The following is a 25243-nucleotide window of genomic DNA, read 5'->3' as shown; positions in this document are numbered from 1 at the left end:
GGATCACTTATTGATTCGATTCATCTAGCGGGAGGTCGACGTGCCGAACAACTTGGGCGCCAAGCTGAAGGATGTTGCCGTCCTGGCCCAGGTTTCCGTCGGCACGGTGTCAAATGTCTTGAACAAACCCGAGCAGGTCTCAACCGACAAGAAGAATCGTGTTCTGGCCGCAATCGATCAGCTTGGCTTCGTGCGCAACGAATCGGCCAGAAGCCTGCGGTCCGGTTCAAGCAGGAGCTTGGGCATGCTGGTTCTCGACGTCCGGAACCCCTTCTTCACGGATGTGGCGCTCGGAGCCGAGGACGTAGCCGATGCCCACAAACACTCCTTCATCCTGGCCAATAGCGCGGAAAACAGCGTCCGGGAGCAGTCCTACCTTGACCTCTTTGAACAACAGCGTGTCCAAGGCATCCTGATCACTCCCTTGGGGGATGTCATCAAGCGTCTTGAGGTCATGCGCTCCCGGGGCATACCTTCAGTCCTCGTGGATCGGCTCGCGAGCACCGGCCACTTCTGCTCAGTTTCAGTCGACGACACAGCGGGCGGGAGGGTCGCAATGGAGCACCTCTTGAGCGTGGGTTCAACCCGTCCGGCCTTTGTTGGGGGGCCGTTTACCCTTCAACAGGTTGATGATCGCTACCATGGTGCACTTGCCGCAACCGAGGCGGCAGGCGTCCGGCTTCAGTTGTTTGAAACTCCGAACCTGAAGTTCGAGCGCGGCCGCGACATTGGCGACGTGATCAACGATCTCGAGCCGGACACGCGCCCTGACGGCGTTTTTGCTGCCAACGACCAGCTCGCCCTCGGGCTCCTGCAATCCTTTACCGAGAACGGGCTGCGGGTACCCGAGGACATCGCGATTGTGGGCTTCGACGATATTGACTTCGCCTCCCAATCAAGCATCCCGCTCACGTCCATCAGGCAGCCACGGCAACTCATTGGCGAACGCGCGGCCGAGCTCCTTTTCGACGAAATCGACAATGAACTCGAACACGAACACCGGCAGGTCGTGTTTATGCCGGAGCTTGTTGTTCGGAGAAGCAGCCAGCGCTCCTAGATCTCCTTACCGCGCCGCCGGGACAGCCAGACAACCAGGGCCAGGACGGCGACGCCGCAGAGCACGGCGGGGCCGAAGCGGCGCGCGAGGACGGGCCACACGGCCGAGCCCAGGTTCAACTCGGACGCCGGCGCGGATGGTGCGACGGGCGCAGGTGCCGCCACAGGCTCCGCCGGAGGCTGGGATACCGCCGCCGGTTCGGGTTCCGGAGGCCCGCCGGCGTCGGGCTCAACCTCCCTCGCAGCCCCGCCGCCTGCCTTCCCAATCACGCACTGGACAAACTGCTCCAGCAATTTGTCGGAGATATCTTGGATGACGCCCCGGCCGAATTGTGCCGGTTTGCCGGTGACGTTCATGTCGGTGGTCACGTCCACGGAGGTGCCATCGCCGTCGGGCGTCAGCATTGCAGTCACGGTGGCGCCGGCTGTGCCATTGCCGCGTTTGTCCTTTCCTGCGGCCGAAATGACCACCGTGTGCGTGTCCTCGTTGCGTTCCAGGAATTCACCGGTGCCGGTGTAAATCATGGCAATAGGCCCGAGCTTGACCTTGACCGTTCCAGTGAACTCGTCCCCGCTCACGGACGTGAGGGTCGCCCCCGGGAAACAGGGCGCGATATCTTCCAATTGGTTAAAGGAATGCCAGGTGTCCTCCAGCGAACTGGGAACCACGAAGTGATGTTTGAGTTCCACGTCTCCCTCTCGCTGCGTTCCGCTAGAGCCCGGCGGCCGCGATGACGGCCCGCTTGGTCAAGACCTCGGCCAGATGGCGGCGGTATGCCGCGTCCCCATTGAGGTCGCTTGCAGGATCGGTCCCTTCGGCGGCGTGTGCGCTGGCGGTGGCGATCGCTTCCCGGGTCGCCGGGGCGCCCGCTAGAGCCTGTTCGACGGCGGCGGCTCGCAGGGGCGTGCTGGCCATGTTGGTCAGGCCGATCCGGGCCTCGGCGATGGTGCCGCCCTCCAATCGGACCATCGCGGCCACTGCGACGATGGACCATTGCTGGGCGACACGGGTGAATTTCTCATAGTGCGCACCCCAGCCTGTGTACTTCGGCACCCGAATGTGGGTGAGGATTTCGCCGTCGTCGACGGCGGTGGTGAAGTAGCCCTGGAAGAAGTCCGCCGCTGCCACCCGGCGTTCCCCGTTCGGACCGGCCAGGATGAACGTCGCCTCGGCGGCCAGCACCGGAGCGGGCAGGTCGCCCGCGGGGTCGGCGTGCACTAACGCGCCACCGAACGTGCCGCGGTGGCGGACCTGCGGATCCGCAACTGTTGCCGCGGCCATGGCCAGCAACGGGACGTGCTCGGCAATCAGCGGGTCGGTGGCGATCTGATGGTGCGTCGTCATGGCTCCGATCAGCAAGGCATCGCCGTCCTCGCGCACCCCGGACAGCTCACCGATCCGGCCCAGATCGACCACCATCGCCGGGTCTGCAAGGCGCAGTTTCATCACCGGGATCAGGCTTTGACCCCCGGCCAGCAGCTTCACGTCGTCGCCGGCATCGGCCAGCACGCCCAGTGCCTCCGCCACCGTAGCCGGAGCGGCGTAATCGAATGCGCTCGGAATCATTGCACACCTCCGGTCATCTTGGCTTCTTCAAGGGCGGCCCACACGCGCGACGGCGAACAGGGCATCTTGATGTCCTTCACGCCAAGGTGCCGAACCGCGTCTAACACACCGTTGACGATGGCGGGCGTCGAGGCGATGGTTCCAGCTTCCCCGACTCCCTTGGCCCCCAACTGGTTGGTGGTCGAAGGGGTCTCGGTACGCGCCGTCGTGAAGTGCGGCAGATCCGGAGCGCTGGGCACGAGGTAGTCCACAAACGAGCCCGTGACCAGGGTGCCGGCGTCGTCGTGCACGGCCTCTTCGTAGAGGGCCTGCGCGATTCCCTGCGCCAGGCCGCCGTGGACCTGGCCTTCCACAATCAGCGGATTGACCACCACTCCGACGTCGTCTACGCAGACGTACTTACGGATGGTGACTTGCCCGGTCTCAGTGTCCACTTCCATGGCGGCCAGATGGGTGCCGTGCGGGAAGGAGAAGTTCTGCGGGTCGTAGGTGGCATCCGAGTCCAGATTGGGCTCAAACCCGTCCGGCAGGTTGTGCCCGGAGAAGGCGGCGAAAGCGATTTCACCCAGAGCCGTGGACTGATCGGTGCCCTTGACACTGAACTTGCCGTCCGCGAACTCGATGTCCTCTTCGCTGGCCTCCATCATGTGTGCGGCCACAATCTTGGCCTTCTCGATCACCTTGTCCGCCGCGGCTAGCACGGCCATGCCTCCGACCGTCAGTGACCGGGAGCCGTAGGTGTCCAGGCCTCGTTGGGAGGTCTGGGTATCCCCATGCAGCACTTCGACATTTTCGAACGGCACGCCCAGCCTGTCCGCCACGAGCTGGCTCCATGCGGTTTCGTGGCCCTGGCCGTGGGCGGAGGACCCTGTGACCACCTCGATGTTGCCGGTGGGCAGCACCCGCACTTGGGCGTGCTCCCAGCCGCCGGCGGCGTAACTGAGCGCGCCGAGCACCCGGGACGGGGCCAAGCCGCACATTTCGGTGAAAGTGGAGATGCCGATGCCGAGCTGGACGGGATCGTTGCTTTCGCGACGCCGCGCCTGCTCGGCCCTTAGCTCGTCGTAGCCAAAGAGTTCCACGGCCTTCGCCGTAGCCACCTCATAATTGCCGCTGTCGTATTCGAGCCCGGCAACGGTGGTGAAGGGGAATTCCTCGTGTTTGATCCAGTTCTTCTTCCGCACCTCCAGGGGATCCATGCCCAGTTCTACGGCGAGTTCGTCCATCAAGCGCTCGATTGCAAAAGTGGCTTCCGGTCGGCCGGCTCCGCGGTAGGCATCGGTCCACGCCTTGTTGGTGAAGAGATTGGTGCACTCGAACCGGTAGGCCGGGAACTTGTAGATGGAGTTGTACATGAAGGCGCCCAGGATCGGGACACCGGAGGTGACCAGGCCCAGATAGGCGCCCATGTCCGCCAGGAGATGCACATCTAGCCCGGTGACGATCCCGTCCTTAGTGGCCGAGAGCTTCACCTTCTGCACCTGGGCGCGGCCGTGGTGGGCCGCCATCAGGGATTCGCTGCGAGTCTCGGTGTACTTGCACGGTTTGCCAGTGTGCCGGGCGGCCAGCACGGTGATGGCTTCCTCGGGGGTCACCTGCAATTTTCCGCCAAAGCCGCCGCCCACGTCCGGAGCGATCACGCGGACTTTGCTTTCGGGAATGCTCAGGGTGAGCGCCAGCATGAGCCGCAGAATGTGCGGTATCTGGGTGGCCGACCATACGGTGATCTGCTCGCCCGTGGGGTCCACCACTGTCGATCGGGGCTCCATGAAGGCAGGGATGAGCCGCTGTTGGTAGAACGTACGCTCAATGAGGACTTCGGCGCCCTCGAGCGCCTCGCTGATCGCCTTGCCCGTACCGGCCTCGCCCGAGTCGAAGACCCAGGTGGCCGATTTGTTGGTGCCAAGGTCCGGGTGGGCCAGGACCTCATCTTTCAACGCTTCCTCCAGGTCCAGGACGACCGGCAGTTCCTCGTAGCTGACATCGACCAGTTCGACGGCGTCGCGGGCGGCTGCGGCACTGCGGGCAATGATGCAAGCAACAACTTCTCCGGCAAAAGCCACGGTATCGACGGCGATTGCCGGGTGGGCTGGGGCCTTTTGGTCCGGGGTAATCGGCCAGGCGTTGGGCAGGCTTCCCTGCTGGGCGGCCACATCGGCTCCGGTAAGCACGGCAACGACGCCGGGTGAGGACTTCGCGGCGGAGGCGTCGATTGAGGTGATCTTCGCGTGGGCGAATGGACTGCGCACCATGGCCAGATGCAACATGCCGGGCAACGTGATGTTGTCCGTGTATCGTGAGCGCCCCGTGATGAGATGGGCATCTTCCTTGCGGAGGCGGGCCCTGCCGACTTCGGTGATGGTCATGCCACACCTGCCGTTTCCGTTTCGTCGCTGTCCGCGGACACCGTGCTGTCTGCCGAAACCGTGCCGTCAGCAGCGGCCTGGACCGCGGCAACAATGTTCTGGTACCCGGTGCATCGACACAGGTTTCCCTCGAGGCCGTCCCGGATTTCCTGCTCGGTGGGGTGCGGGTTTTCGGCCAGCAAGGATGCGGACTGCATGATCATGCCGGGCGTGCAGAAGCCGCATTGGAGGGCATGGCATTGGTGGAAGGCTTGCTGCAGCGGGGCGAGCTTGCCGTCCCGGGCCAGGCCTTCGATGGTGGTGACGTTGTGGCCGTCTGCCTGAACCGCGAACATGGTGCAGGATTTGACGCTGACTCCGTCCAGATGGACGGTGCAGGCGCCGCAGTTGGTAGTGTCGCAGCCGATCAATGTGCCGGTCTTGCCAAGCCGTTCGCGCAGGTATTGGACCAGCAGCAATCGTGGCTCGACATTATCGGTGTAGCTCACATCATCGACTTCGACGGTGATCGTCTTGGAACTCGCCATTGGGATCTCCTGTCGCGTTGGAAGACGAGCACGACTGCCCGGCATCCAGTCCTGATGTGACACAGGTTACTCCTCGGAGAAGGCAAGCGCCTTAGGTCGACTTGAGTTCGTACCCCGCATCCTCATGGTCCGCATCAGCGGTGGGCTCGTGGTGAATCCGGGCTTCCATGGTGCTCAATCTTCCGCCGCCGCCACCCCAGTGCAAAGCAATGATTTCGGCGGCGATCGAGACCGCCGTTTCCTCGGGCGTTCGGGACCCCAGGTCCAGGCCGATCGGGCTGGAGAGCCGGGCCAACTCGGCCTGCGTGAGGCCCGCTTCGCGAAGCCGTTCCAAGCGGTCGTGGTGCGTGCGCCGGGATCCCATCGCCCCCACATAGGCCACGTCCTGGCGCAGCGCCAACTCCAGCAGCGGTACGTCGAATTTCGGATCATGGGTGAGCACACAGATCACCGTGCGCTGATCCACCTGGCCGGCAGCGATCTGCGCCTGGAGGTAGCGGTGCGGCCATTCCACCACTACCTCATCCGCCTGCGGGAACCGGGCAGCCGTTGCGAAAACCGCGCGTGCGTCACAGACCGTCACCCGGTAGCCCAGGAAGGTGCCCTGCTTGGCGACGGCGGCGGCAAAGTCAATCGCGCCGAACACAAGCATCCGCGGCTGCGGGGCGAAACTGAGGGCGAACACGCGCATGCCTTCCCCGCGCCGCTGGCCGTCCGGTCCGTACATGAGGGTGGCGTTGCGGCCTGCAGCAAGCAGGCCCTGGACGTCGTCGGATACAGCATGGTCTGCACGCTCGCTGCCCAGGGACCCGACAAACCCCTCCGGGCGGACCACCAAGTGGCGGCCCAGCCAGGCCGGATCGGGGTGTTCGATCACCGTGACCACCGCAACCGGCCGGCCGGCACCGACGTCTTCCGCTACTTGCTGCAACTCCGGGAAGATCTCCGTGGAGACCGGCTCAACAAAAATGTCCAGGATCCCGCCGCAGGTCAGGCCGACCTCGAACGCGGCGTCGTCACTGATGCCGTAGCGCTGGAGCACTGGCCGGCCTGACTGGACCACCTTGGTGGCTAGTTCGTAGAGCGCGCCTTCGACGCACCCGCCGGACACCGAGCCGACTGCGCTGCCGTCGGCGTCGACCATCATGGCGGCCCCGGCCGGCCGCGGTGCGGAACGGAAGGTGCGCACCACTGTTCCGAGTCCTACTGTGTGGCCGGCCACTATGGCGGCGACCAGATCGTCCAAGACCTCACGCATTGGCAACCACGTCCAACAACTCCTCGAAGCTCTGCATTGAGTGCCCCCCTATAAAGAAGTCAACGTGCGGCAGCACCGCCCTGATTCCCCGCTGCAGCGGCTGGTACCCAGCTTTGCCCCGGTGCGGGTTGGCCCAAATGATCCGCCTGGCCAAATGGTGCAGCCGTTCGGCCTGGCGTCCCAGCAGCGCGGGGTCGCCCCGCTCCCAGCCGTCGCTGGCAATCACGACGACGGCGCCGCGCACCATCACGCGCTGGCCCCAGCGGTCGTTGAACGCGCGCAGCACCTCTCCAAGCCGGGTTCCACCGGACCAATCAGGGACGGCGCGGCCGGCGAGGGCCAGGGCATTGTCGGGGTCAGGCACCCTTAGTGCGCCTGTCACCCTGGTCAGGCGGGTGCCCAACGTGAACACCTCTACTTGGCGCGGGGCGGCTTCCACTACCCGGTGGGCCAAGCGCAGCAGGCTGTCCGCATAGGGCGCCATCGAGCCTGAAATGTCGACCAGCCAGACCATGCGGCGGGGTTTGCGTGGCGCCCGGGCACGGCGCAGGGGCCCCGGTTCCCCGCCGCGGCGCAGTTGGTCGCGCAGGGTCCGTACGCGGTCCACGTCGCCGTGACGGTCGAGGTGTTTTCGCCTGGTCTGCCGGGTGGGCAAGCGCACCGGCAGCTCCTCGAACAGTCGGTGCAACAGCGCCCGTTCCGTGTCGTCCAGGATGGCTACATCGCGGTGCCGCAGGAGTTCCCGGCGGCTGGCGAGCGCCCGCAACTGTTCCCGCCCACCTTCCGGGCCGCCGTCGTCGTTGTCCAAAGCGGCAGCGCTGACGGTGGTTGCGGAGGTCTCCAGGCGCTGGGCGGCGGAATGTTCCACGGCGAACCAGGCCTCAAAGGTTCGCTGGTAAGCGGGCAAATCCTCCGGTGAGGCGCACAATGTGGCCCGCCCGGCCCAGAACACGTCCGAACGGCGGTCCAAGGCGAGCCTGCGAACGGCGTCGACGAAACTGCGCGAGCGGTCGGCCGTCACCTTCACGCCCGCCGCGCGCACCGCGGCAGCAAAGGCCAGCAGAATCTCTTCGGCGTTGTGTTCCGGGTTCTGGCTTGCCGGTGGCACGGGCTCAGCCGAGCATCCGGGAAAGGGCCGCCGAGACCCGTTCGGTGTCTTCGCGGTACTTGCACAGTGCGCCGATGCTGGCCGCGGCCGATTCGAGGTCAAGCTCGGCCCGGCCGAGCTGATGCAGTGCGCGTGCCCAGTCCAGGGTTTCGGCCACACCGGGAGGCTTGAGCACGTCGTCGGTGACCCGGATCTGCTGGACCACGCGCACCACCTGCTCGGCAAGGAGCGCGGGCACCTGGGGGAGCCGGGTACGCACGATTTCCACTTCGCGGGCCAGCCCGGGGTGGTCGATCCAGTGGTAGAGGCACCGGCGTTTGAGCGCATCGTGCAGGTCGCGGGTCCGGTTGGAGGTGAGCACCACAATCGGCGGGGTGTCAGCCTTGACAGTGCCGAACTCGGGGATGGAGACCTGGTAGGTGGAAAGCACTTCCAGCAGGAACGCCTCGAACTCGTCGTCGGCCCGGTCGATTTCGTCGATCAGCAGCACGGCCGGGCTTTGCTGCAGAGCTTTGAGGATGGGCCGGGCCAGCAGGAACCGCTTGTCGTAGAGCGAGCTTTCCAGCTCGGCCACGCTCAGTCCCGCGCCGCCGCTGGCCTCCACGCTGCGCAGATGCAGGATTTGGGCGGTGAAGTCCCAGTCATACAGCGCCTGCGCGGCATCGATTCCCTCATAGCACTGCAAACGGATCAGGGGCAGCCCGAATGCCTCTGCCAGGGCCTCTGCGAGGGAGGTCTTGCCGGTGCCGGGTTCGCCTTCCAGAAGCAGCGGCCGTTCCATGCTCAGGGCGAGGTAGCCGATGGTGGCCAGGCCCTCATCGGCCAGGTAACCGGTGGCGGCCAGCATTTCGGCCAGCGCTGTGGCGGAGCTGATCGACGTCTGCGTCATGGCACCAGCATAGGGTCACTTGCTGGGGCGCGGTCCGGCCGGGCTATCCGCCGATGTACGACATCTCGATCTTGTGTGCCGCCGCGGGGTCCTTGGGCGTGTGGGCGCCGTCCCGCGGTGTGCGGGCGCCGCGCAGTTCGGAGTAGCGGTCCGTGCGGGCACCCCAGAGGGCGGACAACGCCGTCGAAAGCTCGACGTCGGACGCACCGCCCCTTAGGAGCGCCCTCAGGTCGGTGCCGGCTGTGGCAAAGAGGCACGTGAACAGCTTCCCGTCGGCGGAGAGCCGGGCCCGGGTGCAGCCGCGGCAAAAGGCCTGGGTCACGCTGGAAATGACTCCGATTTCGCCGCTGCCGTCCGCGTAGCGCCAGCGATCCGAGGTCTCGCCAGGGTAGTTGGGCGCCACGGGCTCCAGCGGGAACACCGCGCCGATGCGGGTCAGGATCTCGGCGGAGGGCACCACCTCGTCCATTTTCCAGCCGTTGGAGGCACCGACGTCCATGTACTCAATGAACCGCAGAATGAACCCTGATCCCTTGAAGTGGCTTGCCATGGAAAGGATGTCCTGGTCATTCGTCCCGCGCTTGACCACCATGTTGATCTTCACCGGTCCCAGGCCGACCGCTTGGGCGACGTCCGCGGCGTGCAGGACCTTGGCCACGGGATAGCCGACGTCGTTCATGGCCTGGAAGGTTTCCTCCCGGAGGGAGTCAAGGGACACCGTTACCCGGTTCAGCCCGGCATCCTTGAGGGCTTGGGCCTTCTGGGCCAGGACCGAGCCGTTCGTGGTCATGGCCAGATCCGGCGCGAGCCCGTCGGGAGTGCGCAACGAGGCCAGCATCCGGACCAGTTCCTCGATGTCTTTCCGCAGAAGGGGTTCCCCGCCGGTCAGCCGGATCTTCCGCACTCCATGCCCGACGGCGATCGAGGCCAGCCGGGTGATTTCCTCGAACGTGAGCAGCTGGTCCCGGGGCATGAAAACGAAATCCCTGCCGAAAATCTCCTTTGGCATGCAATAGACGCAACGGAAATTGCAGCGGTCCGTGACGGAAATCCGCAGGTCCCGCAGGGGCCGGTGGAAGGTGTCGGTGATGGAATTGGAGTCCATGCAGCGCCCTCTCAACGCGGTAGGAGTGCCAAGCGCTTGTGCCTCTCCCAGCGTATGCCCGGTCCCCGGCCCCCACAATGGACGTCTGGCTGAATCGCGGCTGCCCCCGTTTCTAGTGGGCGTCCTCGTTGCCTTCGCGGGCAAGCCAGTAGGCCGAGCCATCTGGCGTGCGGACTACGACGCCGTAGTCCACGAGGCGTCGCCTGAGCATCGGCACGTCGTCGGTGAGCCCGGCCAGGCGTTCGTTCAGCTCTCGCTCCGCGACACGCTCGCTGGAGCTCAGGATGCGCGCGGCTACCCATGCGAGAAGCTTGAGTAGCTCTGTCTCCCGGGCGGGATAGCGATCGATGCGGCCGTCCGCCGTCAAGAAGCGCTCGACGCCGGGCCGGCGGGGCGCGGGCGAAAGACTCGCCAGCGCGTCTCGGAAGACATGCTCGCGAATGCGGTAGCGGGCGCTGCCTTCGGTCTCAACCGCCTCGACGAGCCCTGCGTCGGTCAGGAGCCCGAGCGCCCGTGCGAGTTTCGCTGGCGAGAGTTTTCCTGGCGTGAACGAGCCGCCCGGGGTTTCGCCAACGCTGATCTCAGCAAAGACCCTCCGGGCCTCGCCGTTCGCTAATGCCGCGAGCAGGCGCCGCGCATCCGGCGTCGTCAATGGGTCACTCCCATAGGCCCAGCATAGGCACAAATAGACGCCGAACTGCCACGGCAGCCGGGCAGAATACCCTCGGGCGCGCCGCTCTCCCGCGGTTCTCACGGGAGGGCAGCGCGCCGTCCTGACCTTCTTTGGTTTTGGAAAGCGCTTGCGACACGGCGAGTCGCGTCATTCCAGGGCTTTCGCGCGGCAAAGAAGGTCAGGACGGCCAGGCCTAAGGAGGTTCGACTTAGGCGGCCGGGATGTCTTCGAAGGTGACCTGGTCCAGCAGAATATGGCCCCAGCTTCCCGTGCCGTTATCGACGACCTGGAACTGGGCGCTCTGACCAATGAGGTCGGAGACGTTCCACGACGTCCACGCGAGATGCTCGCTGTTCTGACCTGTCGCGGTGCGAACAACTTGCCCGTTGACGACCAGATTTATCGTGGTCTGATTGTCCGGCTCACCGCCAATCGCGTTCGGCACGCTGCTGAACACGATTTGGTCCACCATGACGTGGCCCCAGGATCCGCTTGCGTGGTCGATGACCTGGATTTGGGCCTTCTGCCCCACGAGGGTGTGGACGTCCCAGTTCACGTTCGACATCGTCGATGAATTCTGGCCCGTTGCCGTGCGGACTACCTGCCCGTTGACGAGGAGGTTCACCGCAGCGGCACCCGACTGGCCCCAGGGGTGGTTTCCTCCTGCGATGAGGAAGTCGATGTAGTCCCGCGTGATCGTGAACGTCGGCGACGTGATCGCGCCCGTGGCGGCATCACCTCCTCCTACATACGTGTCGAGGACCTTGGAGCCGACCTGGTTCGGGAGGGATTCCGCCGCTGGGCCTTGGCCAATGTAGCTGCCCGTCGCCGTCCACCCCGCACCCCACGTCGCGCCCTCGAAATCGGCGAAGACGTCCGAGGGCCTCGGGTTGTTCCCGCCTCCTGCGAGGAAGTTGACGTATGAGTGGCCGATGGTGAACGACGGCGAGGTCAGCGTTCCGGTCGACGCGTCGCCGCCGTTGAAACTGTTGACGAGCCTGTTCCCGAGGTAGCCCGTGACGGGCTGCTGGTTAGGGAGCGTCCCGGTGGCCGGCCCGGAACCGAAGGCCGCACCCGTCGTCGTCCATGAACCATATGTGCTGCCTTCGAAGTCAGCGTACGGCGCCGCGGGGTTCGCCCGCTCGGTAATGTTGGCGAATTCCGTGATCGAGAGGTTGGCGAAGTTTGCGCTGCCCCCGATCGTGAAGAGCGAGATCCCCGTGTCCGACGCCGTGAAGAAGTCTTGGTTGGAGAGTGCGATCCGGCCGTCGTCGGCGAAGACCTCGACGCTGCCGTGGTCCACGAGGATCCGGAGGTGTACGGATGTCGCACCGGAGGCGAGCGGCGCCTGGGACTGCTGGTAAGTGCCGAAGGAGTACGGCACTTGGTCTTGCGCGGAGCGGTCGACGTAGAGGTTGCCCCCGTAGACACCGATGTTCGTGTGCCGGCTGCCGTCCTTGTTCTCGCCGACGGAGATGCCGACGTTGTTGAGGGTTGTCCAACTGACGTCTGCATCGAGCTCGTAGGCCGAACCGTGGTAGTCGAGGGCCGTCCGTCCATTGACGGTGGCGTTGGCGGGCTTCACGGTCTTGGTGGCGTAGTTGGCCAGATTCGGCGTCGGCTGGGATAGAAGGCTGTAGACGCCGCTGCCCTCCGACTTGAGGCTGAGCTGGCGCACCACGGACATCTGGCCGTTGTAGTTGTCGGTGGAATCAGTCGGCACGGTGTGTGGTGCATAATGCCAGTTGTTCATCCAGCCGATGGCGTAACGGGAGGTGTCGGGATTCGCGGCGTCCGGCCAGCTCACCGAGGCGTACCAGTCCGAGCCCCAGTCGAGCCACTGCGGGTCCGTCTGGTCCGCGACGAACGCCGAGCCGTTCCACGTGCCGGTCCAGTAAGCGTATGTGTCCGGCTTGCCGCTGTAGTCGCCTTGCATGCTCCCGGCCATGATCCAATGCCACGAACCGTCGCTGGCCTTCATCTGGAAGATGTCCGGGCACTCAACGCCGCCGATGTTCGGGGTTGTGTAGCTGAAGTCCGTCTGGTGCGTCCAGGTCTTGAGGTCCGGCGAGGTGTAGAACGTGATCTTCTGCTGACGGCCGATCGCCGCCACCCATGTCGAGTGCGCCGCGTCCCAAACGATCTTCGGGTCGCGGAACCAATCCGAAGCGTCCGGGTTGGCGATGACCGGTGCGCCGTACTGGGTGAACGTGCTCCCGCCGTCGGTCGAGTACCAGAGGTACTGCGACTGCTGGAACGGGTCGCCGTCGGTGGGCTGGGTGGCCAACGCAACGACTGCGCCGGCCCCGAAGCCCGCGGTGTTGTTTGTATCGATCACCGAGGAGCCGGTCCATACGGGGAAATTGCTCTGGAGCGGGAGGGCGTCGCCTTGGTCGTTGAACACCACGGTGTCCGACGACGTCGCGTGTCGCCAGCCGCCGGGGCCGTTGTCCTGGTTGCTGTGAAGGTAATAAAGGTTGTACTTGCCGTTGAGATAGATGGGCCGCTGAGGATCGCTCAGCCATCCCGACGGCGGAGTCAGGTGGTACGTGGCGCGCATGGGCGGTGCGGTCGCGCTGCCGACGGCTCCCGCGCCGGGGATGTCCCCGGTAACTATGGTGGATGTGAAGATCATCGTGAGCGCAGCGAAGAGGGCGAGCATGCTCGCCCTCTTCGGCAGCCTCCTTGCTGAGTGGGCCATAAAATCTCCGGGTCTCGGTGAGGACTACTCCACGGCCGATAGCTCTGCGTCGAGCCTCTGCACACGGCGTTGTTGAGCAGGTGGGGAGCTTGTGGTTGCGTCAAAGATGTGTGATTAAACGCTTAATCACGGAAAGAATAGCTGGTGACGAATGGTAGATCAAGCGTTTTAGTGCGTTGATTTAGTTGCCTGCGTGGACGGCGAGTAATGGCCGGCTGTGTCGATTGCGGCCTAGCTGGCAGATCCCTCGAGAATTGCCGTCGTGGTCTCGGCCGGCGTTGCGCGCCCCTCCCGGCGTCGCCAGCCGAAAGACGGAGGTTGGTCGCTCGCCTCAAACGACGAATTCCCTGGTAAAGCAAAAGGCCCCTGCTTCCCCTTGTAAACAAAGGGAAGCAGGGGCCTCCCAAGTGGCGGTGACGGTGGGATTTGAAACAACGCCAGCGCTAGCGCTGGCAGGGGAAACCGCTAGATTTCGGGGATTTTCATCACCAGAAATCACGCCATTTCACGCCCAATTTGGGCAAAATGTGGGCAGGCTCTACTTGGCTGGCGCTCCCGCCGGCAAAGGCGTGCACGGTGCGCCTCAAATCAACAGACAGCCAGGCTGTCAGTCCCACCCGCTAGAATCACCGCATCCGCTGGGGATGCGCTCAACAAATACTGAAATTGGGGTCTCAATGATGAACACGTCTACCACCACTACGCCTATGACCGTCCGGGGACTCGCAGACATGGCGGAGGCGCGGGGCGTCAAGCCATCCGAACTGCTTCCGCCGGCAGGGTTTAGCGTGGACGCATCCAGCATGGAAGATTGGGCAGACGGTCACTGGTCGGGGCCTGAGTTCGAGGGCAACGGCTGGAAGGTCACAAGCCACTGGAGCGCCGAAGAGGGCGTGACGTTCTATGTTGACGGCGACGGAGACAACGCCATCTCAGGCGCGGAGGCATCGAAGATCGCCGCTGCTCTGGCGGAAGTGTCCGCGATTGTCACAGCCTCACCGAACCGATAGCAGAGGATACGGGCATGGGGTTCTTCTTCCGCAAGCGCGTCAAGCTCGGCAGGACCGGGCACGTCGACATCTCCAAGTCCGTGCATTAGTCTCCGAGAAGCTCGGGCCCGTGACGGTAAACAGCCGCGGACGGGTAACCGTGAGGATCCTGCCAGGACTCACCTTTCGATTTGGGAAGCGCCGCCAGACGCAAACAACCCCCGGCCGGTCATCTCGACTAGCCGGGGGATTCGTCCTGCTTAGGGCGGCTCTGGGACTTTGGAACTTGACCGGCTGGCCAAACGAAGCAAGCGAAACATCGTGCCAATTCGGAGGCACTATGTTGACCTTCCACAAACGGCTTACTGGCGGCGCTCCTCCATGAAATCTTCATAGCTGCTCTGCAGGCTCAACTTGTCAGGTCCGTTCTGTGTGGCTGTGAACCAGGCCCACTCAACGGCGCACCGGCTTTCACTACCTCCGGTATCAGGTCAGTCGGAACTTCCTTTAGCGGCCCGGCTAGAAGCCGGGCTTTCCTCTCCTCGGTGAGCTGATCCCACCATTTCTGCTGCTCTGCAAAGTTCGTCATGGGCTGAGCCTAACCGAGACCGCTAGCTCTGGTCGGTCGGGGGTCAGCCTGGCCGACTTCGAGCAGTTCGGCCCTCTCGGATTTGAAATCCGAAAGGGCCGGTTGCGATGAGCCTCGCCTTCGTCGGACCGGCCGCGATCCTGACCATGACGCTGGTGGTGTTCGGTGTGATCTCTTTGGTGACTGGAATCATGAAGCGAATCAGCGCCTAAACGGGTGATCGCCTGGCTACGCCAATAAGGAGGCACACTAGGCCCCTCCGGTTGAACGGCTCGTAGCGGCGATCTGAGAACCGCTACGAGCTCTCCGGTACTTTTTGGTACCCGCCCGGCCCCGATAGGGCGCTAATTGCCCCCTGTGGCGCGGTGTTTAGACGGTACCGGCTAGAAGACCGGCCATGGCCTTTAGACTCAGGGAAGTCCTTGGAGGATGTCGCCTTCAGCGCGTCCACCAACAGCCCCCGGTTCAGGGGAAGAGGTGTTGACTATCCATCCAGTGGACATGGGCTAAGCCTTGCGGCGTTTCGCAAGGACGATGGCCAGGGTGCCGAGACCCACCAGGGCACCACCAATAAGCAGGATCCAGCCATCAGAATCAGATCGGCCGGTGTATGCAAGCTCTTCACTGGTGTTCGCAAGCTGAACACCAGTCTCGGAGTGTACCGCCGCTGGAACAGGGATCGGGACGGTACCCGACTCTGCGTTGACTGCCATGGGCACAACGGCTGCGGCAGGTGACACCGCTGGCGCGACTACGGGGCAAGCCGGCCCCTGGTTGACCCAGATCATCTGATTGGGATAGTTGGCCGGGTATTCGTAGACGGGCTCACCCGTTGTCGGGTGAATCAGCATGTACCCATCATTGGCGAACGCGCCCCACGACTGCCATGGGCCAGCGTCAGGCCAGGGATTCTGCGAGTAGTGGTAGCCCACACCTGCAGGGACAACAACATGACCCAGGGTGCCGCACCCGTCATAGGCCACCGTCAGATCCGGAGCCTTCACCAGAATGGGGCCGGTCGGCGTCGGTGTTGCGGTGGGTGTAGGCGTGGCAGTTGCCGTCGGTGTAGCGCTGGCACTTGGTGTAGCGCTGGCGCTCGATGTCGGATCGGTTGCTGCCGTAGCCGGCCCTCCGATGAGTGCCAGACCGAGTGCTCCCATTACTGCAAATGATGCTCTGTACTTGCCCATTACATCCTCCCCAAAAGGCTCTTGTAGGCCTCGATGCGTTTGTTCATGTTCTCGATGTCCTCGGCCTCATACTGGCCGGGCAGTTACTTGCATACTCTAGCGAGTGACTTTCAATCGCCGCGTAGAGCGTCGGCAACGGTCTGCCTCAGTTAGTACGAGTGGCGCCTTCTCCTCGACCAGCCTGGTCAACGCCCTGGATACTGGCACCAGCAAGCCTCAGCGATCCAGAGAACCAGTTCAGAACGTGGTAAGTGATCCCCTGGATTCATCGTCAACGACCTCCGCGACAATCTCCCTGGATACTGGACGGCGTGACAGGGCCGAGGTTCTTGGGTTATCGGTAACGGTAACACTGTAGACATCCCATGGGCGCCTCTCACCGCCTAGTCAATTAACCCGGACGGGCAATGAGCGAATACCGATACGAAGCGACCTTGGAGCGGATCGAGGTTTTTAGAGGACATCCAGACAATGAGGACCCCGTACGATCCTGGAACGTCGGAGTCTTCGATGATGTCCGGGACCCGTTTATCAGGGCGTTCGGAATACTCCGAATGGTCACTCTTGCAGGCACGGCGCAGGCCATGGCTTCCGCACTAATTGTTCCCAGCGTTGGAGACGACCTGTCCCTCCGCGAGCTCGGGTTTTCCGAACGAGTGAGTCTAATGCGACGAAATGCTTTACGACGCCACCCGGCGCCCCATCCTCAGTCAAAGCGCACACATGGATCTGGGCTTTGGCTTCGATCTCAAAGCGCCCGAGTACGAAGCGGGGCGCGTTTCCTACCACGGGCGTGATGACAAAGCCACGTCCGGTTACAAAATTGGGGACAGGCTTCCGCCTGAAGAGCTCGGCAATGCGGATTGCCTTGCCACTCACAACAACATCGGCTTCATTGCCGTTTTGCATGTTCGACCGGGGCCTGGCGGACAGCAGGTGGCCGTTAGTGATGAGCTAACAGTCGTTGACGTGCGGGACTAGAGCACCACGACGCCAAGGTAACAAGCCCGACCCGGCTTCCTTGCTACTCGGAAGACCGCCGTACGGCAGTGGGTCTCGGAAATGACACTCGGCGATCCGAAGGCCACGCCGCCACGGAAGCCCAAGGGGGCGACGCTGGTGATCCGGGCCTACGGGGTTCTGGCGGCTATCTTGGATGAAGCCGTGAGCGATCGGAGGATGCTGAGCAACCCTGCCCGGGGCATCTCGCGCCCTCGGAACGTGAAGAAGCCTCACGTCTATCTCAGCCATGAGCAGGTACATGCTCTGGCCGCCGCGAGCAAGTACCCGGGGCTGGTCCTGGCGTTGGCGTATTGCGGCATCCGGTGGGGTGAGGCGACTGCCCTGCGGGTTAGGCATATGGACATGCTGCGGCGCCTGCTGATGATCGAAGAGAACGCCGTTCAGGTGGGCTCAGTGATCGAGGTGGGCACTCCGAAGAACCACAAGAAGCGCACCGTGCCCTTCCCGCGATTCTTGGGGGAGTATCTGGCCAGGGCGTGCGAGGGGAAAGGGCGGGATGATCTGGTGTTCCCCGGCCCGGACGGTCATCACCTGCGGCTTGCCCGCGTGCATGAGGACAACATGAGCTGGTTCGGAAGTGCGGTCAAGCGGACGGGCATTCCCCGGATTACCCCGCATGATCTGCGGCACTCGGCGGCGAGCTTCGCAGTGTCGGCCGGCGCGAACGTGAAGGTGGTCCAGAAGATGCTCGGCCACAGCTCCGCGGCCATGACACTGGACGTCTACGCGGACCTGTTCGACGGGGACCAGGACTCAGTTTCGGACGCTCTGGATCATGCCGTCTCTCTGGCAAGTGTGGGCAAAATGTGGGCAAATCCCCGACCCAGGCAAAGCGATTGGCCCCTGCTTCCCTTGTAAACAAAGGGAAGCAGGGGCCTTTCAATTGGCGGTGACGGTGGGATTTGAACCCACGTTGGCTTTTACACCAAACAACATTTCGAGTGTTGCACCTTCGGCCGCTCGGACACGTCACCAACTGAAATAGGGTACCGGAGTGGAGCCCTGTTCCCCAAAACGGCCCCGCCGGTCCTGCCGTAAACGGCCGGCCCAGGACCTGCCGCCGCGCCCCGCCGCAAACGGCCGGCCCCGGACCGGTGCCAACTCCTCCTCGGCGCCTTCCCTTCCGCATTCGCAGCCGCGGGGCTAGATTCGCAAGCACGATGACTTTCCCGCAGCCCGCGCAGCAGCCCGCACCCCAGCGGGCACACACGCACACACATACGGCATTGGCCTACTGGACCGTGGGCCCCTGCCAAGGTGAACTTCGGCGTGAGGAGCTTCCGGCTCCGTCGCAGGGCCAGGCTTTGGTTCGAGCGTTGTATTCAGGGATCAGCAGGGGCACCGAACTGGTGGTCCACGAAGCGCACGTGCCGGCACGGATTGCGAAGGCCATGCGCGCACCCCATCAAACGGGAGACTTTCCGGGGCCGGTCAAGTTCGGCTATCTGTCGGTTGGCGTTGTTGAAGAAGGCCCCGAAGACTGGATCGGCAAGAACGTCTTCTGCCTGCATCCGCATCAGGACCGATACGTCGTGCCCGTCACCTCGCTCACCCGGATACCCGACGCCGTGCCGCTACGCCGCGCCGTGCTGACCGGCATCGCGGAGATTGCCCTCAACGCCCTCTGGGAGGCCGGGCCCCGCCTCGGTGACAGGATCGCCGTCGTCGGGGCCGGATTGGTGGGCGGCATGACCGCAGCACTGCTGCGCAGCTTCCCATTGGGGCGCTTGCAACTCGTGGAAACGGACCCGGGGAAGCGCGGGTTCGTGGAATCGCTGGGGGTGGAGTTCGCGCTTCCGGACGACGCAAAGCCGGACTGCGACATCGTGTTCCATTGCTCGGCCACGGATGAAGGATTGGCCCGCAGCCTGCAGCTAGCGGGTGACGAGGGCGAGGTTATCGAGCTCTCCTGGTACGGGAACCGGGCTGTTTCCTTGCCGCTCGGGGAGGACTTCCATGCCCGGCGCCTCTCCATCCGCGCCAGCCAAGTCGGAGTAGTGGCGCGTTCACGCCGGCATCGGCGGACGTCGAGCGAGCGGCTGCAGTTGGCGGTCTCCCTGCTGCAGGACCGGGTGTTCGACGCGTTCCTCACGGGAGAGTCTCCGTTCGAGGAGCTACCCGAGGTCTTCGACGGCCTGGAAAACGGCGAGCTGGACGATCTTTGCCATGTCATTGCCTACCCCGAGCCCCCGAACCGGGAAGGAAACCAGGCCTAACGATGTTCAGCCTCACCGTCCGCCGCCATTTCATGATCGCGCACAGCCTTCCACGGGAATCGTTCGGGCCCGCCCAAGGACTCCATGGAGCCACCTTCGTGGCCGAGGTGACGTTCCGCCGCGCCCAGCTGAACGACGACTCGACGGTGCTGGACATCGGTGCAGCCGGAACCATCCTTGACGAGGTGCTCGACCCCCTGAACTACAGGAACCTTGACGAGCACCCCGACTTCGCCGGGCAGCTTACGACCACGGAGGTCCTGGCCCGCTTCATCGCCGAGGCGGTTGCCGCCAGGGTCCGCGAGAGCGACGACGGCGGTGCGCTCGCCGGCGTCGACGTGCTGTTGCGCGAGCATCCCGACGCCTGGGCGGGCTTCTCGCTGGATTTCGATCGCTAGCTCGCGCGGGACTGCCACGGATGGCAGGCAACGGTGCAGAATGGGGCCATGACGTCCGCCGTGCTTTCCACCCAAACGCTCACTCCGGAACTGCTCCGCGCCTGGGCGTGGCATCGGCAGGGCCTCGACGGCTCACTCGCCGGCAAGACCTCCGAGGAGGTCCTGGACCACGCCGGGTGGGCCCGCTCCGTGGGTGGCGCCAACCCCTACCTGACGCTCTTCGCCCGGGCCGGGATCAGGCGCGAACAGGTGGACAGTGACGTCGCGGAACTGAGAATCCACGAGCTCCCTACTGCCCGGGGTTGCACCTATGTCCTGGGCCGGAACGATTTCGCATGGGGCCTCCAGGTTGGCCGGGACGCCGCGGTGGCGCCGTTCAAGGTCTTGGCTCGGCTCGGCGTCGAACGCGGTGAGATCACCCTGCTCGAAGAGCAGGTGCTGCACACCCTCATGGAATCCAGCGACCCCATGGACCCTAAGCAACTCAAGGACGAGCTCGGCGAGTCCGTCCGCAGCCTCGGCGAAGAAGGCAAGAAGAAGGGCGCGGCCACCACCCTTCCCACGGCGTTGGGCCTCCTGCAAGCCGACGGACGCATCCGCCGTGTGCCCGTCAACGGCCGCCTCGACCAGCAGCGCTACGCCTACACATCGTGGGTGCTGCCGCCTAGCCCCATCCACGACGACGCCGCCCGCGCGCGCTTGATCGAACGGTACCTGCGCTGGACCGGTGGCGCGACGTCCAAGCAGAGCCAATGGTTCACGGGCTTCACTGTCGCCCAGAGCAAGGCTGCGCTGGCCGCCGTCGCCGCCACTGAAGTGACCACCGCGGCGGGCGAGCCGCTGTGGATGCTGCCCGACGACGTCGAACGCCTTTCCGCGTTCAAGGCACCTCAGGAAGAACAGATCCAGCTTCTGGCCGGTACGGATTCTTTGGTGCTGTTGCGCAGGAACTCCGCGGACATGCTGGCTGAAGGGGATCGGGGCCGGAAGGTTCTGGACACCACGCTGGCGCTGCAGGCAGACCTGTCCGACCACCCGATCCTGGACCGGGGACGGATCATCGGACTGTGGCAGTACGATCCTGGCAAGGAGCGGATCGCAGCCTGGACGTTCGACAAGCCCACCGCGGCTGTTACTCAGCGCATCATCGAAGTTGAGGGCTGGATCCGCGAGGACCTCGGGGATTTCCGCTCCTTCAGCCTGGACTCGCCGGCATCGCGGCAGAGGCGCATCGATGCCCTGGACAAGGCGAACGCCGCAAACGGCTAGGTCGCGTTCAGTTCAGGAGTGGGTTCAGTCCGAGGGCTGACTCAGTCCACCCAGAATCCGGAGAACTCGCCGGTGGCTTGCGTGAAGGTGGCATCCACGTGTTTTACGCGCCCTGGGGCGTCCCGGGATTGCAGCCATTCCAGCAGGGACTCGACGGCGTCGCGATCACCCTCTGCGATCACCTGCACCGAGCCGTCCATCTGGTTGGCTGCCTCTCCGGACAGTCCCAAAAGTCGGGCTTGATGCATTGTCGAGTAGCGGAAACCGACGCCCTGGACGCGGCCGGTCACCATGGCAGTGACGCGTACTTGGCTCATGCGGCACCTGATCCATACGGCCGCGTGATCGCCTCAAGGAAATGCCCGTCCGGATCCGCGAAATAGACGCCGCGTCCGCCGTCGTTGTGATTGATCTGCTGGGGGCGGGACCGCGCCGGGTCCGCCCAGTAGGGGATCCCCTCAGCCTGGATCCTCGCGAAGATCCCGTCGAAATCGTCCTCGCTGACCAGGAAGGCATGGTGCTGCGGGGAGATGGGCCGGTCCGTGGCGGCGAAATCGAGGGCCACACCGTGGTCAAGGGGCACAGTCATGAAGGACCACATGGGCTGCGGCTCCGGGAGCCCAAATACCTTGGCGAGGAACTCCGCGGAACGGCGTTTGTCCGTTGCGTAGACGATGGTGTGGTTGAAAGAGACGGTCATGAGGTCCTCCTCAGGCGTGCTGTCTGAGACCATCTGACGTCCAACACCCGCAGATTTCAAGAGCTCAAGGCCAAAGGGCCTGGGTGATGCTATTTCCGGTGGGCTGCGAAGAAATCGCGCAGCAAGGCCGAGCATTCGTCCTCGCGCACGCCTGCGTAGACCTCCACCCAGTGGTTGAGCCTGCGTTCCCGCAGGATGTCGAAGACGGATCCGGCGGCACCGGCCTTCTCGTCCCATGCGCCGAAGACCACCCGCGGAATCCGGGCCAACACAATGGCGCCGGCACACATCGCGCACGGTTCCAGCGTCACCACGAGTGTGCAGTCCTCGAGCCGCCAACCGTCGCCACCTTCGCCGAGTTCAAGGGCATGGCGCTGCAGGGTGGCGGCCGCCTCGCGGATGGCGACGATCTCGGCGTGCGCCGTTGGGTCGCCGTGCGCTTCCCGTTCGTTCCGCCCGGCACCCAGCACGCCGCCGTCGGGCCCAAGAACCACCGCGCCGATCGGCACATCGTCCGTATCCAGTGCCAACCGGGCCTCGTCCAAGGCAAGGCCCATCCAGGCCGCGTGCTCTGCGTGATAAGGCTCGTTGGTGCTCATGCCTCAATGATAGTTTTGGACTCATGCGCACACTCGTCGTGGACCACCCGCTGGTCGCTCACAAGCTCACCGTTCTGCGGGATAAGAACACCCCTTCACCGGTCTTCCGGCAACTCACCGAGGAACTCGTCACCCTTCTGGCCTATGAGGCCACACGCGAGGTCAGGACCGAACCGGTGGAGATCGAAACTCCCGTCACCAAGACGATTGGTACCGCCTTCACCAAGCCGACGCCCCTGGTAGTCCCCATCCTGCGCGCAGGCCTCGGCATGCTCGAGGGCATGACCAAGCTGGTCCCCACTGCCGAAGTGGGTTTCCTGGGCATGGCCCGCGACGAAGAAACCCTGGACATCATCACCTACGCCGAGCGCCTCCCCGAGGACCTCACCGGCCGCCAGATCTTCGTTTTGGACCCCATGCTTGCCACCGGCGGCACCTTGCGCGAAGCCATCAAGTTCCTCTTCAAGCGCGGTGCCTCGGACGTCACATGCATCTGCCTGTTGGCCGCCCCGGAAGGCCTGGCCAAGCTGGAAGAAGAGCTTTCCGAGGCCAACGTGAAGATCGTCCTCGCCTCGATTGACGAGAAGCTCAATGAGAAGGCCTACATCGTTCCGGGCCTGGGCGACGCAGGAGACCGCTTGTACGGCGTGGCCGGCTAACTCACGGTCTCGGCGCCTCCATGGCGCAGCCGACCCTCAGCCAGCCCGGCGCTGGGCTTTGCTTGCCTTGAGCACCATGGGCAGCTTGGACCGCAGGGTGCATTCGAGCAGTTCCTCGGCCGTCGGATCCTGCTCGTAGATCTCCGGCAGGCGGATGCCGATCAGGGTGTTCATGAGCATGCCCTGCGCAAGGAAATCGCGGGCGGTTTCGGGGAGCAGGCCGGCTTCATCCCGCACCAGGCGGTAAATATCCAGGAATCCTTCCCTGGCCCGTGCCCCGATGGCGGGCTCGTGACCTGCCACGAAAGCCTGCATCAGCATCATGAGGATCCCACGGTCCTCGATCAGATCGGCGTAGGCAATGGCCATGAGCTGTTTGAGTTGTTCCGGCCGGCCGCTCCCGGCGGCAGGATCCAGGTGCTGCAGTTCTTCGGTGAGCTCACCGGCGTCGTAGGCTGCAATGACTTCGCGGAACGCCCGCAGCAACTTTCCTTGCGCGCGGTCCAAGGCCTCCAGGAACAGGGTTTCCTTGGTGCCGAACATCCGCACCACGTATGGCTGGCTGATCCCTGCGGCCTTGGCCACTTGGTCCGTGGTGGAACCGGCGTATCCGCGTTCGGCGAAGACCCCGGTGGCAGCTTCCAGGATCAGCTCTCGCCGCTGCGCTGCAGGGATGCGCTCGGCTGTTGCCTGACTGGTTGAGGTCGTCTCCGGGGCGCCGGTGCCCACTGTTTTCTTCGCCACACTTGACATGTTATCAGTCGATAACTAACTTTGCCTTTTAAGTAATCATTCGATTACAACATCCCGTAAAGCGGCACTTCAGCGACCCCGTGGAGTCATCATGAAACGCACCATTCCCGTCTGGCTGGCCATTGTGGCCGCCTCCTTGCCTGTCTTCATGGCCACACTGGACAACCTTGTGGTCACCAATGCCCTGCCCGTGATGCACAAGGCCCTCGGCGCGAGCGTCGAGGAACTGCAATGGATCGTCAACGCCTACTCCCTGAGCTTCGCGGCGTTCATGCTGCTGGCCGTCGGCCTGGGGGACCGCTTCGGTCGCCGCCACGTCTTCATCGCCGGCCTTGCCATCTTCACGCTGGCCTCCGCAGCAGCCGCCGTCAGCACGGAACCGTGGCAACTCATCGGCGCCCGCGCAGTGCAGGGCGTTGGTTCGGCGGCGCTCATGCCCCTCTCACTCACCCTTCTGGTGGGCTCGGTCAGCGACAAGCTGCGTCCGCTCGCCATCGGGATCTGGGGCGGAGTATCCGGCCTGGGTGTAGCCCTGGGTCCACTGATCGGCGGCGCCGTGGTGGAGGGCTGGAGCTGGGAAGCGATCTTCTGGCTCAATGTGCCCATCGGAATCCTGTCGATTCCGCTGGCTCTCTTCGCATTGCCGAATAGCTTCGGCGCCCGCGTTCGCGCCGACGTCGTAGGCCTTCTCCTCTCCGGGCTGGGTCTCCTGGCGCTCGTGTTCGGCATCGTCCGCGGGAACGACGCCGGCTGGTCCAGTGCCGAGGTGCTCGGCGCCTTGATCGGTGGTGGCGTACTGCTGCTTGCCTTTGTGCTGTGGGAATCCCGTGTTGCCGCGCCGCTGCTTCCACTCAGGCTCTTCAGCGACCGCAGCTTCACTGTGGCCAACGTCATCGGCCTGACCTTCAGCTTCGGGATCTTCGGGTCTGTCTTCATCCTCATCCAGTTCCTGCAGGTGGTGCAGGGCCACGGACCTCTCGCGGCCGGCGTCATGACCATGCCATGGACCTTGGCCCCCATGTTTGTGGCACCACTCGCAGGCCTGTTGGCACCGCGGCTAGGCACCAGGACGCTTATGGTCACAGGCCTCGCCTTGCTCACGGCGGGCATGTTCTGGCTGGCCGGAGTCCTTTCCGCGAGCGTCCCATATGAAACGCTGGTGCCCGGCTTCATTGCGGCGGGAATCGGCATGGGCCTGGTTTTCGCCCCGATGTCGACGGCGGTGCTCGCCAACATGCGCGCCGAGGACCACGCGAAGGCGAGCGGCACCAACTCCACGCTCCGGGAGATCGGTGTGGCCCTTGGTGTCGCCGTTCTGACGGCAGTCTTCACCGGAGCTGGCGGCAAACTCACCCCCACCGGCTACGTGGATGCAGCAATTCCCGCCATTTACGTTGGTGCGTCCGTGCTGGTCCTTGCCACCTTGGTGGCGTGGCTCCTTCCGTCCCGCGCCCGCGCACGTAGCCTGGCCGAGCAACTCGCCCCAAGCCAGGCTGAAACCGCAGCCGGCGCGGGCACCCGGGGGAGCAACGCCGTCGAGCCTTCCCTTCAAACGTCTAGCCAGGTCCCGCGGACGGCGTTTGACGCAGTGCCTACCCGCTAGCCCGG

24 protein-coding genes and 1 tRNA gene are annotated in these 25243 nt (G+C 64.3%); 9 read left to right on the top strand and 16 right to left on the bottom strand.

Annotated features, from left to right (window positions below; all coding sequences use genetic code 11):
* Positions 1-40: 40 nt before the first annotated feature.
* Positions 41-1057, top strand: a complete 1017-nt coding sequence (locus OW521_RS11025; protein ID WP_268025367.1) for a LacI family DNA-binding transcriptional regulator — start codon at positions 41-43, stop codon at positions 1055-1057.
* Here the strand turns inward: OW521_RS11025 and OW521_RS11020 are convergent.
* From OW521_RS11020 to OW521_RS10975, 10 genes are all read right to left on the bottom strand, one after another.
* Positions 1054-1746, bottom strand: a complete 693-nt coding sequence (locus OW521_RS11020) for an SRPBCC family protein (RefSeq protein WP_268025365.1) — start codon at positions 1744-1746, stop codon at positions 1054-1056. The genes OW521_RS11025 and OW521_RS11020 overlap by 4 nt on opposite strands.
* A 22-nt stretch (positions 1747-1768) precedes the next feature.
* On the bottom strand, positions 1769-2623 hold the full coding sequence (locus OW521_RS11015) for an FAD binding domain-containing protein (RefSeq protein WP_268025363.1): 855 nt from the start codon (positions 2621-2623) through the stop codon (positions 1769-1771).
* Positions 2620-4989, bottom strand: coding sequence for a xanthine dehydrogenase family protein molybdopterin-binding subunit (locus tag OW521_RS11010; protein ID WP_268025361.1), 2370 nt, complete (start codon positions 4987-4989; stop codon positions 2620-2622). Before OW521_RS11010 ends, OW521_RS11015 begins: the two co-directional genes overlap by 4 nt.
* A complete protein-coding gene (locus OW521_RS11005; protein WP_268025359.1) occupies positions 4986-5516 on the bottom strand; it encodes a (2Fe-2S)-binding protein in 531 nt (176 codons plus the stop codon). The genes OW521_RS11010 and OW521_RS11005 overlap by 4 nt, the downstream gene beginning before the upstream one ends.
* 91 nt (positions 5517-5607) lie before the next feature.
* Entirely contained in the window at positions 5608-6774 is a 1167-nt protein-coding gene (locus tag OW521_RS11000) for an XdhC family protein (RefSeq protein ID WP_268025357.1), read from the bottom strand.
* Positions 6767-7882 (bottom strand): vWA domain-containing protein, encoded by a 1116-nt coding sequence (locus OW521_RS10995; protein WP_268025355.1) that lies wholly within the window; start codon positions 7880-7882, stop codon positions 6767-6769. The genes OW521_RS11000 and OW521_RS10995 overlap by 8 nt, the downstream gene beginning before the upstream one ends.
* Positions 7883-7886: 4 nt before the next feature.
* Positions 7887-8771, bottom strand: coding sequence for an AAA family ATPase (locus OW521_RS10990; protein ID WP_268025353.1), 885 nt, complete (start codon positions 8769-8771; stop codon positions 7887-7889).
* Positions 8772-8814: 43 nt separating this feature from the next.
* Entirely contained in the window at positions 8815-9876 is a 1062-nt protein-coding gene (moaA, locus tag OW521_RS10985; protein ID WP_268025351.1) for a GTP 3',8-cyclase MoaA, read from the bottom strand.
* 112 nt (positions 9877-9988) lie between these two features.
* Positions 9989-10630 carry a DUF2087 domain-containing protein gene (locus tag OW521_RS10980; RefSeq protein WP_268025349.1) on the bottom strand — a complete coding sequence of 214 codons (642 nt, stop codon included), beginning with the start codon at positions 10628-10630 and terminating at the stop codon, positions 9989-9991.
* A 127-nt stretch (positions 10631-10757) separates the two neighbouring features.
* Complete coding sequence (locus tag OW521_RS10975; RefSeq protein WP_268025347.1) at positions 10758-13211, bottom strand: glycoside hydrolase family 32 protein; 2454 nt, start codon at positions 13209-13211, stop codon at positions 10758-10760.
* Between the two features lie 716 nt (positions 13212-13927).
* Between OW521_RS10975 and OW521_RS10970 the strand changes: the two genes are divergently transcribed.
* Positions 13928-14260, top strand: coding sequence for a hypothetical protein (locus OW521_RS10970; RefSeq protein WP_268025345.1), 333 nt, complete (start codon positions 13928-13930; stop codon positions 14258-14260).
* Between the two features lie 1074 nt (positions 14261-15334).
* Here OW521_RS10970 and OW521_RS10965 read toward each other — a convergent pair.
* Positions 15335-16018 (bottom strand): LPXTG cell wall anchor domain-containing protein, encoded by a 684-nt coding sequence (locus OW521_RS10965; protein ID WP_268025343.1) that lies wholly within the window; start codon positions 16016-16018, stop codon positions 15335-15337.
* A gap of 675 nt (positions 16019-16693) precedes the next feature.
* Between OW521_RS10965 and OW521_RS10960 the strand changes: the two genes are divergently transcribed.
* Positions 16694-16999, top strand: coding sequence for a hypothetical protein (locus OW521_RS10960; RefSeq protein WP_268025341.1), 306 nt, complete (start codon positions 16694-16696; stop codon positions 16997-16999).
* Positions 17000-17080: 81 nt separating this feature from the next.
* Positions 17081-17899 (top strand): tyrosine-type recombinase/integrase, encoded by an 819-nt coding sequence (locus OW521_RS10955; protein ID WP_268025339.1) that lies wholly within the window; start codon positions 17081-17083, stop codon positions 17897-17899.
* A gap of 26 nt (positions 17900-17925) precedes the next feature.
* Here OW521_RS10955 and OW521_RS10950 read toward each other — a convergent pair.
* Positions 17926-18015 (bottom strand) — tRNA-Ser (locus tag OW521_RS10950).
* A gap of 186 nt (positions 18016-18201) precedes the next feature.
* On the opposite strand from OW521_RS10950, the gene OW521_RS10945 reads away from it, so the two are divergent.
* Genes OW521_RS10945 through OW521_RS10935 form a run of 3 tightly spaced genes read left to right on the top strand, consistent with a single transcriptional unit; the run spans position 18202 to position 20924 of the window.
* Complete coding sequence (locus OW521_RS10945) at positions 18202-19257, top strand: zinc-dependent alcohol dehydrogenase (protein WP_268025337.1); 1056 nt, start codon at positions 18202-18204, stop codon at positions 19255-19257.
* 2 nt (positions 19258-19259) lie between these two features.
* Positions 19260-19655 carry a 6-pyruvoyl trahydropterin synthase family protein gene (locus OW521_RS10940; protein ID WP_268025335.1) on the top strand — a complete coding sequence of 132 codons (396 nt, stop codon included), beginning with the start codon at positions 19260-19262 and terminating at the stop codon, positions 19653-19655.
* A 48-nt stretch (positions 19656-19703) separates the two neighbouring features.
* Positions 19704-20924, top strand: a complete 1221-nt coding sequence (locus tag OW521_RS10935) for a DNA glycosylase AlkZ-like family protein (RefSeq protein ID WP_268025333.1) — start codon at positions 19704-19706, stop codon at positions 20922-20924.
* A 41-nt stretch (positions 20925-20965) separates the two neighbouring features.
* Here OW521_RS10935 and OW521_RS10930 read toward each other — a convergent pair whose 3' ends face one another.
* The 3 genes from OW521_RS10930 to tadA are packed head-to-tail and all read right to left on the bottom strand — an operon-like array spanning position 20966 to position 22223.
* Positions 20966-21241, bottom strand: coding sequence for an acylphosphatase (locus tag OW521_RS10930; RefSeq protein WP_268025331.1), 276 nt, complete (start codon positions 21239-21241; stop codon positions 20966-20968).
* Positions 21238-21657, bottom strand: coding sequence for a VOC family protein (locus OW521_RS10925; protein ID WP_268025329.1), 420 nt, complete (start codon positions 21655-21657; stop codon positions 21238-21240). The genes OW521_RS10930 and OW521_RS10925 overlap by 4 nt, the downstream gene beginning before the upstream one ends.
* A gap of 56 nt (positions 21658-21713) precedes the next feature.
* Positions 21714-22223, bottom strand: a complete 510-nt coding sequence (gene tadA, locus OW521_RS10920) for a tRNA adenosine(34) deaminase TadA (RefSeq protein WP_268025327.1) — start codon at positions 22221-22223, stop codon at positions 21714-21716.
* Between the two features lie 23 nt (positions 22224-22246).
* Here tadA and upp point away from each other — a divergent pair, with 23 nt between their 5' ends.
* Positions 22247-22882, top strand: coding sequence for a uracil phosphoribosyltransferase (upp, locus tag OW521_RS10915; protein WP_268025325.1), 636 nt, complete (start codon positions 22247-22249; stop codon positions 22880-22882).
* Between the two features lie 36 nt (positions 22883-22918).
* Here upp and OW521_RS10910 read toward each other — a convergent pair whose 3' ends face one another.
* Positions 22919-23626: a TetR/AcrR family transcriptional regulator gene (locus OW521_RS10910; RefSeq protein ID WP_268025323.1), complete on the bottom strand. Its 708-nt coding sequence runs from the start codon at positions 23624-23626 to the stop codon at positions 22919-22921.
* 100 nt (positions 23627-23726) lie between these two features.
* On the opposite strand from OW521_RS10910, the gene OW521_RS10905 reads away from it, so the two are divergent.
* Positions 23727-25238 carry an MFS transporter gene (locus OW521_RS10905; protein WP_268025321.1) on the top strand — a complete coding sequence of 504 codons (1512 nt, stop codon included), beginning with the start codon at positions 23727-23729 and terminating at the stop codon, positions 25236-25238.
* Positions 25239-25243 lie beyond the last annotated feature (5 nt).

Origin of the sequence: Arthrobacter sp. MMS18-M83, from assembly GCF_026683955.1 — a bacterium.
Lineage (GTDB): Bacteria > Actinomycetota > Actinomycetes > Actinomycetales > Micrococcaceae > Arthrobacter.
The sequence above is the reverse complement of the archived record's forward strand: the minus strand, read 5'-3'. Positions and strand labels throughout refer to the sequence as shown.

Coding starts and splice junctions, on each gene's coding strand:
- OW521_RS11015 (WP_268025363.1), bottom strand. CDS start 2,623: ATGATTCCGAGCGCATTCGATTACGCCGCTCCGGCTACGGTGGCGGAG.
- OW521_RS11010 (WP_268025361.1), bottom strand. CDS start 4,989: ATGACCATCACCGAAGTCGGCAGGGCCCGCCTCCGCAAGGAAGATGCC.
- OW521_RS11005 (WP_268025359.1), bottom strand. CDS start 5,516: ATGGCGAGTTCCAAGACGATCACCGTCGAAGTCGATGATGTGAGCTAC.
- OW521_RS11000 (WP_268025357.1), bottom strand. CDS start 6,774: ATGCGTGAGGTCTTGGACGATCTGGTCGCCGCCATAGTGGCCGGCCAC.
- OW521_RS10990 (WP_268025353.1), bottom strand. CDS start 8,771: ATGACGCAGACGTCGATCAGCTCCGCCACAGCGCTGGCCGAAATGCTG.
- moaA (WP_268025351.1), bottom strand. CDS start 9,876: ATGGACTCCAATTCCATCACCGACACCTTCCACCGGCCCCTGCGGGAC.
- OW521_RS10975 (WP_268025347.1), bottom strand. CDS start 13,211: ATGCTCGCCCTCTTCGCTGCGCTCACGATGATCTTCACATCCACCATA.
- OW521_RS10970 (WP_268025345.1), top strand. CDS start 13,928: ATGATGAACACGTCTACCACCACTACGCCTATGACCGTCCGGGGACTC.
- OW521_RS10965 (WP_268025343.1), bottom strand. CDS start 16,018: ATGGGCAAGTACAGAGCATCATTTGCAGTAATGGGAGCACTCGGTCTG.
- OW521_RS10960 (WP_268025341.1), top strand. CDS start 16,694: ATGCTTTACGACGCCACCCGGCGCCCCATCCTCAGTCAAAGCGCACAC.
- OW521_RS10955 (WP_268025339.1), top strand. CDS start 17,081: ATGACACTCGGCGATCCGAAGGCCACGCCGCCACGGAAGCCCAAGGGG.
- OW521_RS10945 (WP_268025337.1), top strand. CDS start 18,202: ATGACTTTCCCGCAGCCCGCGCAGCAGCCCGCACCCCAGCGGGCACAC.
- OW521_RS10940 (WP_268025335.1), top strand. CDS start 19,260: ATGTTCAGCCTCACCGTCCGCCGCCATTTCATGATCGCGCACAGCCTT.
- OW521_RS10935 (WP_268025333.1), top strand. CDS start 19,704: ATGACGTCCGCCGTGCTTTCCACCCAAACGCTCACTCCGGAACTGCTC.
- OW521_RS10930 (WP_268025331.1), bottom strand. CDS start 21,241: ATGAGCCAAGTACGCGTCACTGCCATGGTGACCGGCCGCGTCCAGGGC.
- OW521_RS10925 (WP_268025329.1), bottom strand. CDS start 21,657: ATGGTCTCAGACAGCACGCCTGAGGAGGACCTCATGACCGTCTCTTTC.
- tadA (WP_268025327.1), bottom strand. CDS start 22,223: ATGAGCACCAACGAGCCTTATCACGCAGAGCACGCGGCCTGGATGGGC.
- upp (WP_268025325.1), top strand. CDS start 22,247: ATGCGCACACTCGTCGTGGACCACCCGCTGGTCGCTCACAAGCTCACC.
- OW521_RS10905 (WP_268025321.1), top strand. CDS start 23,727: ATGAAACGCACCATTCCCGTCTGGCTGGCCATTGTGGCCGCCTCCTTG.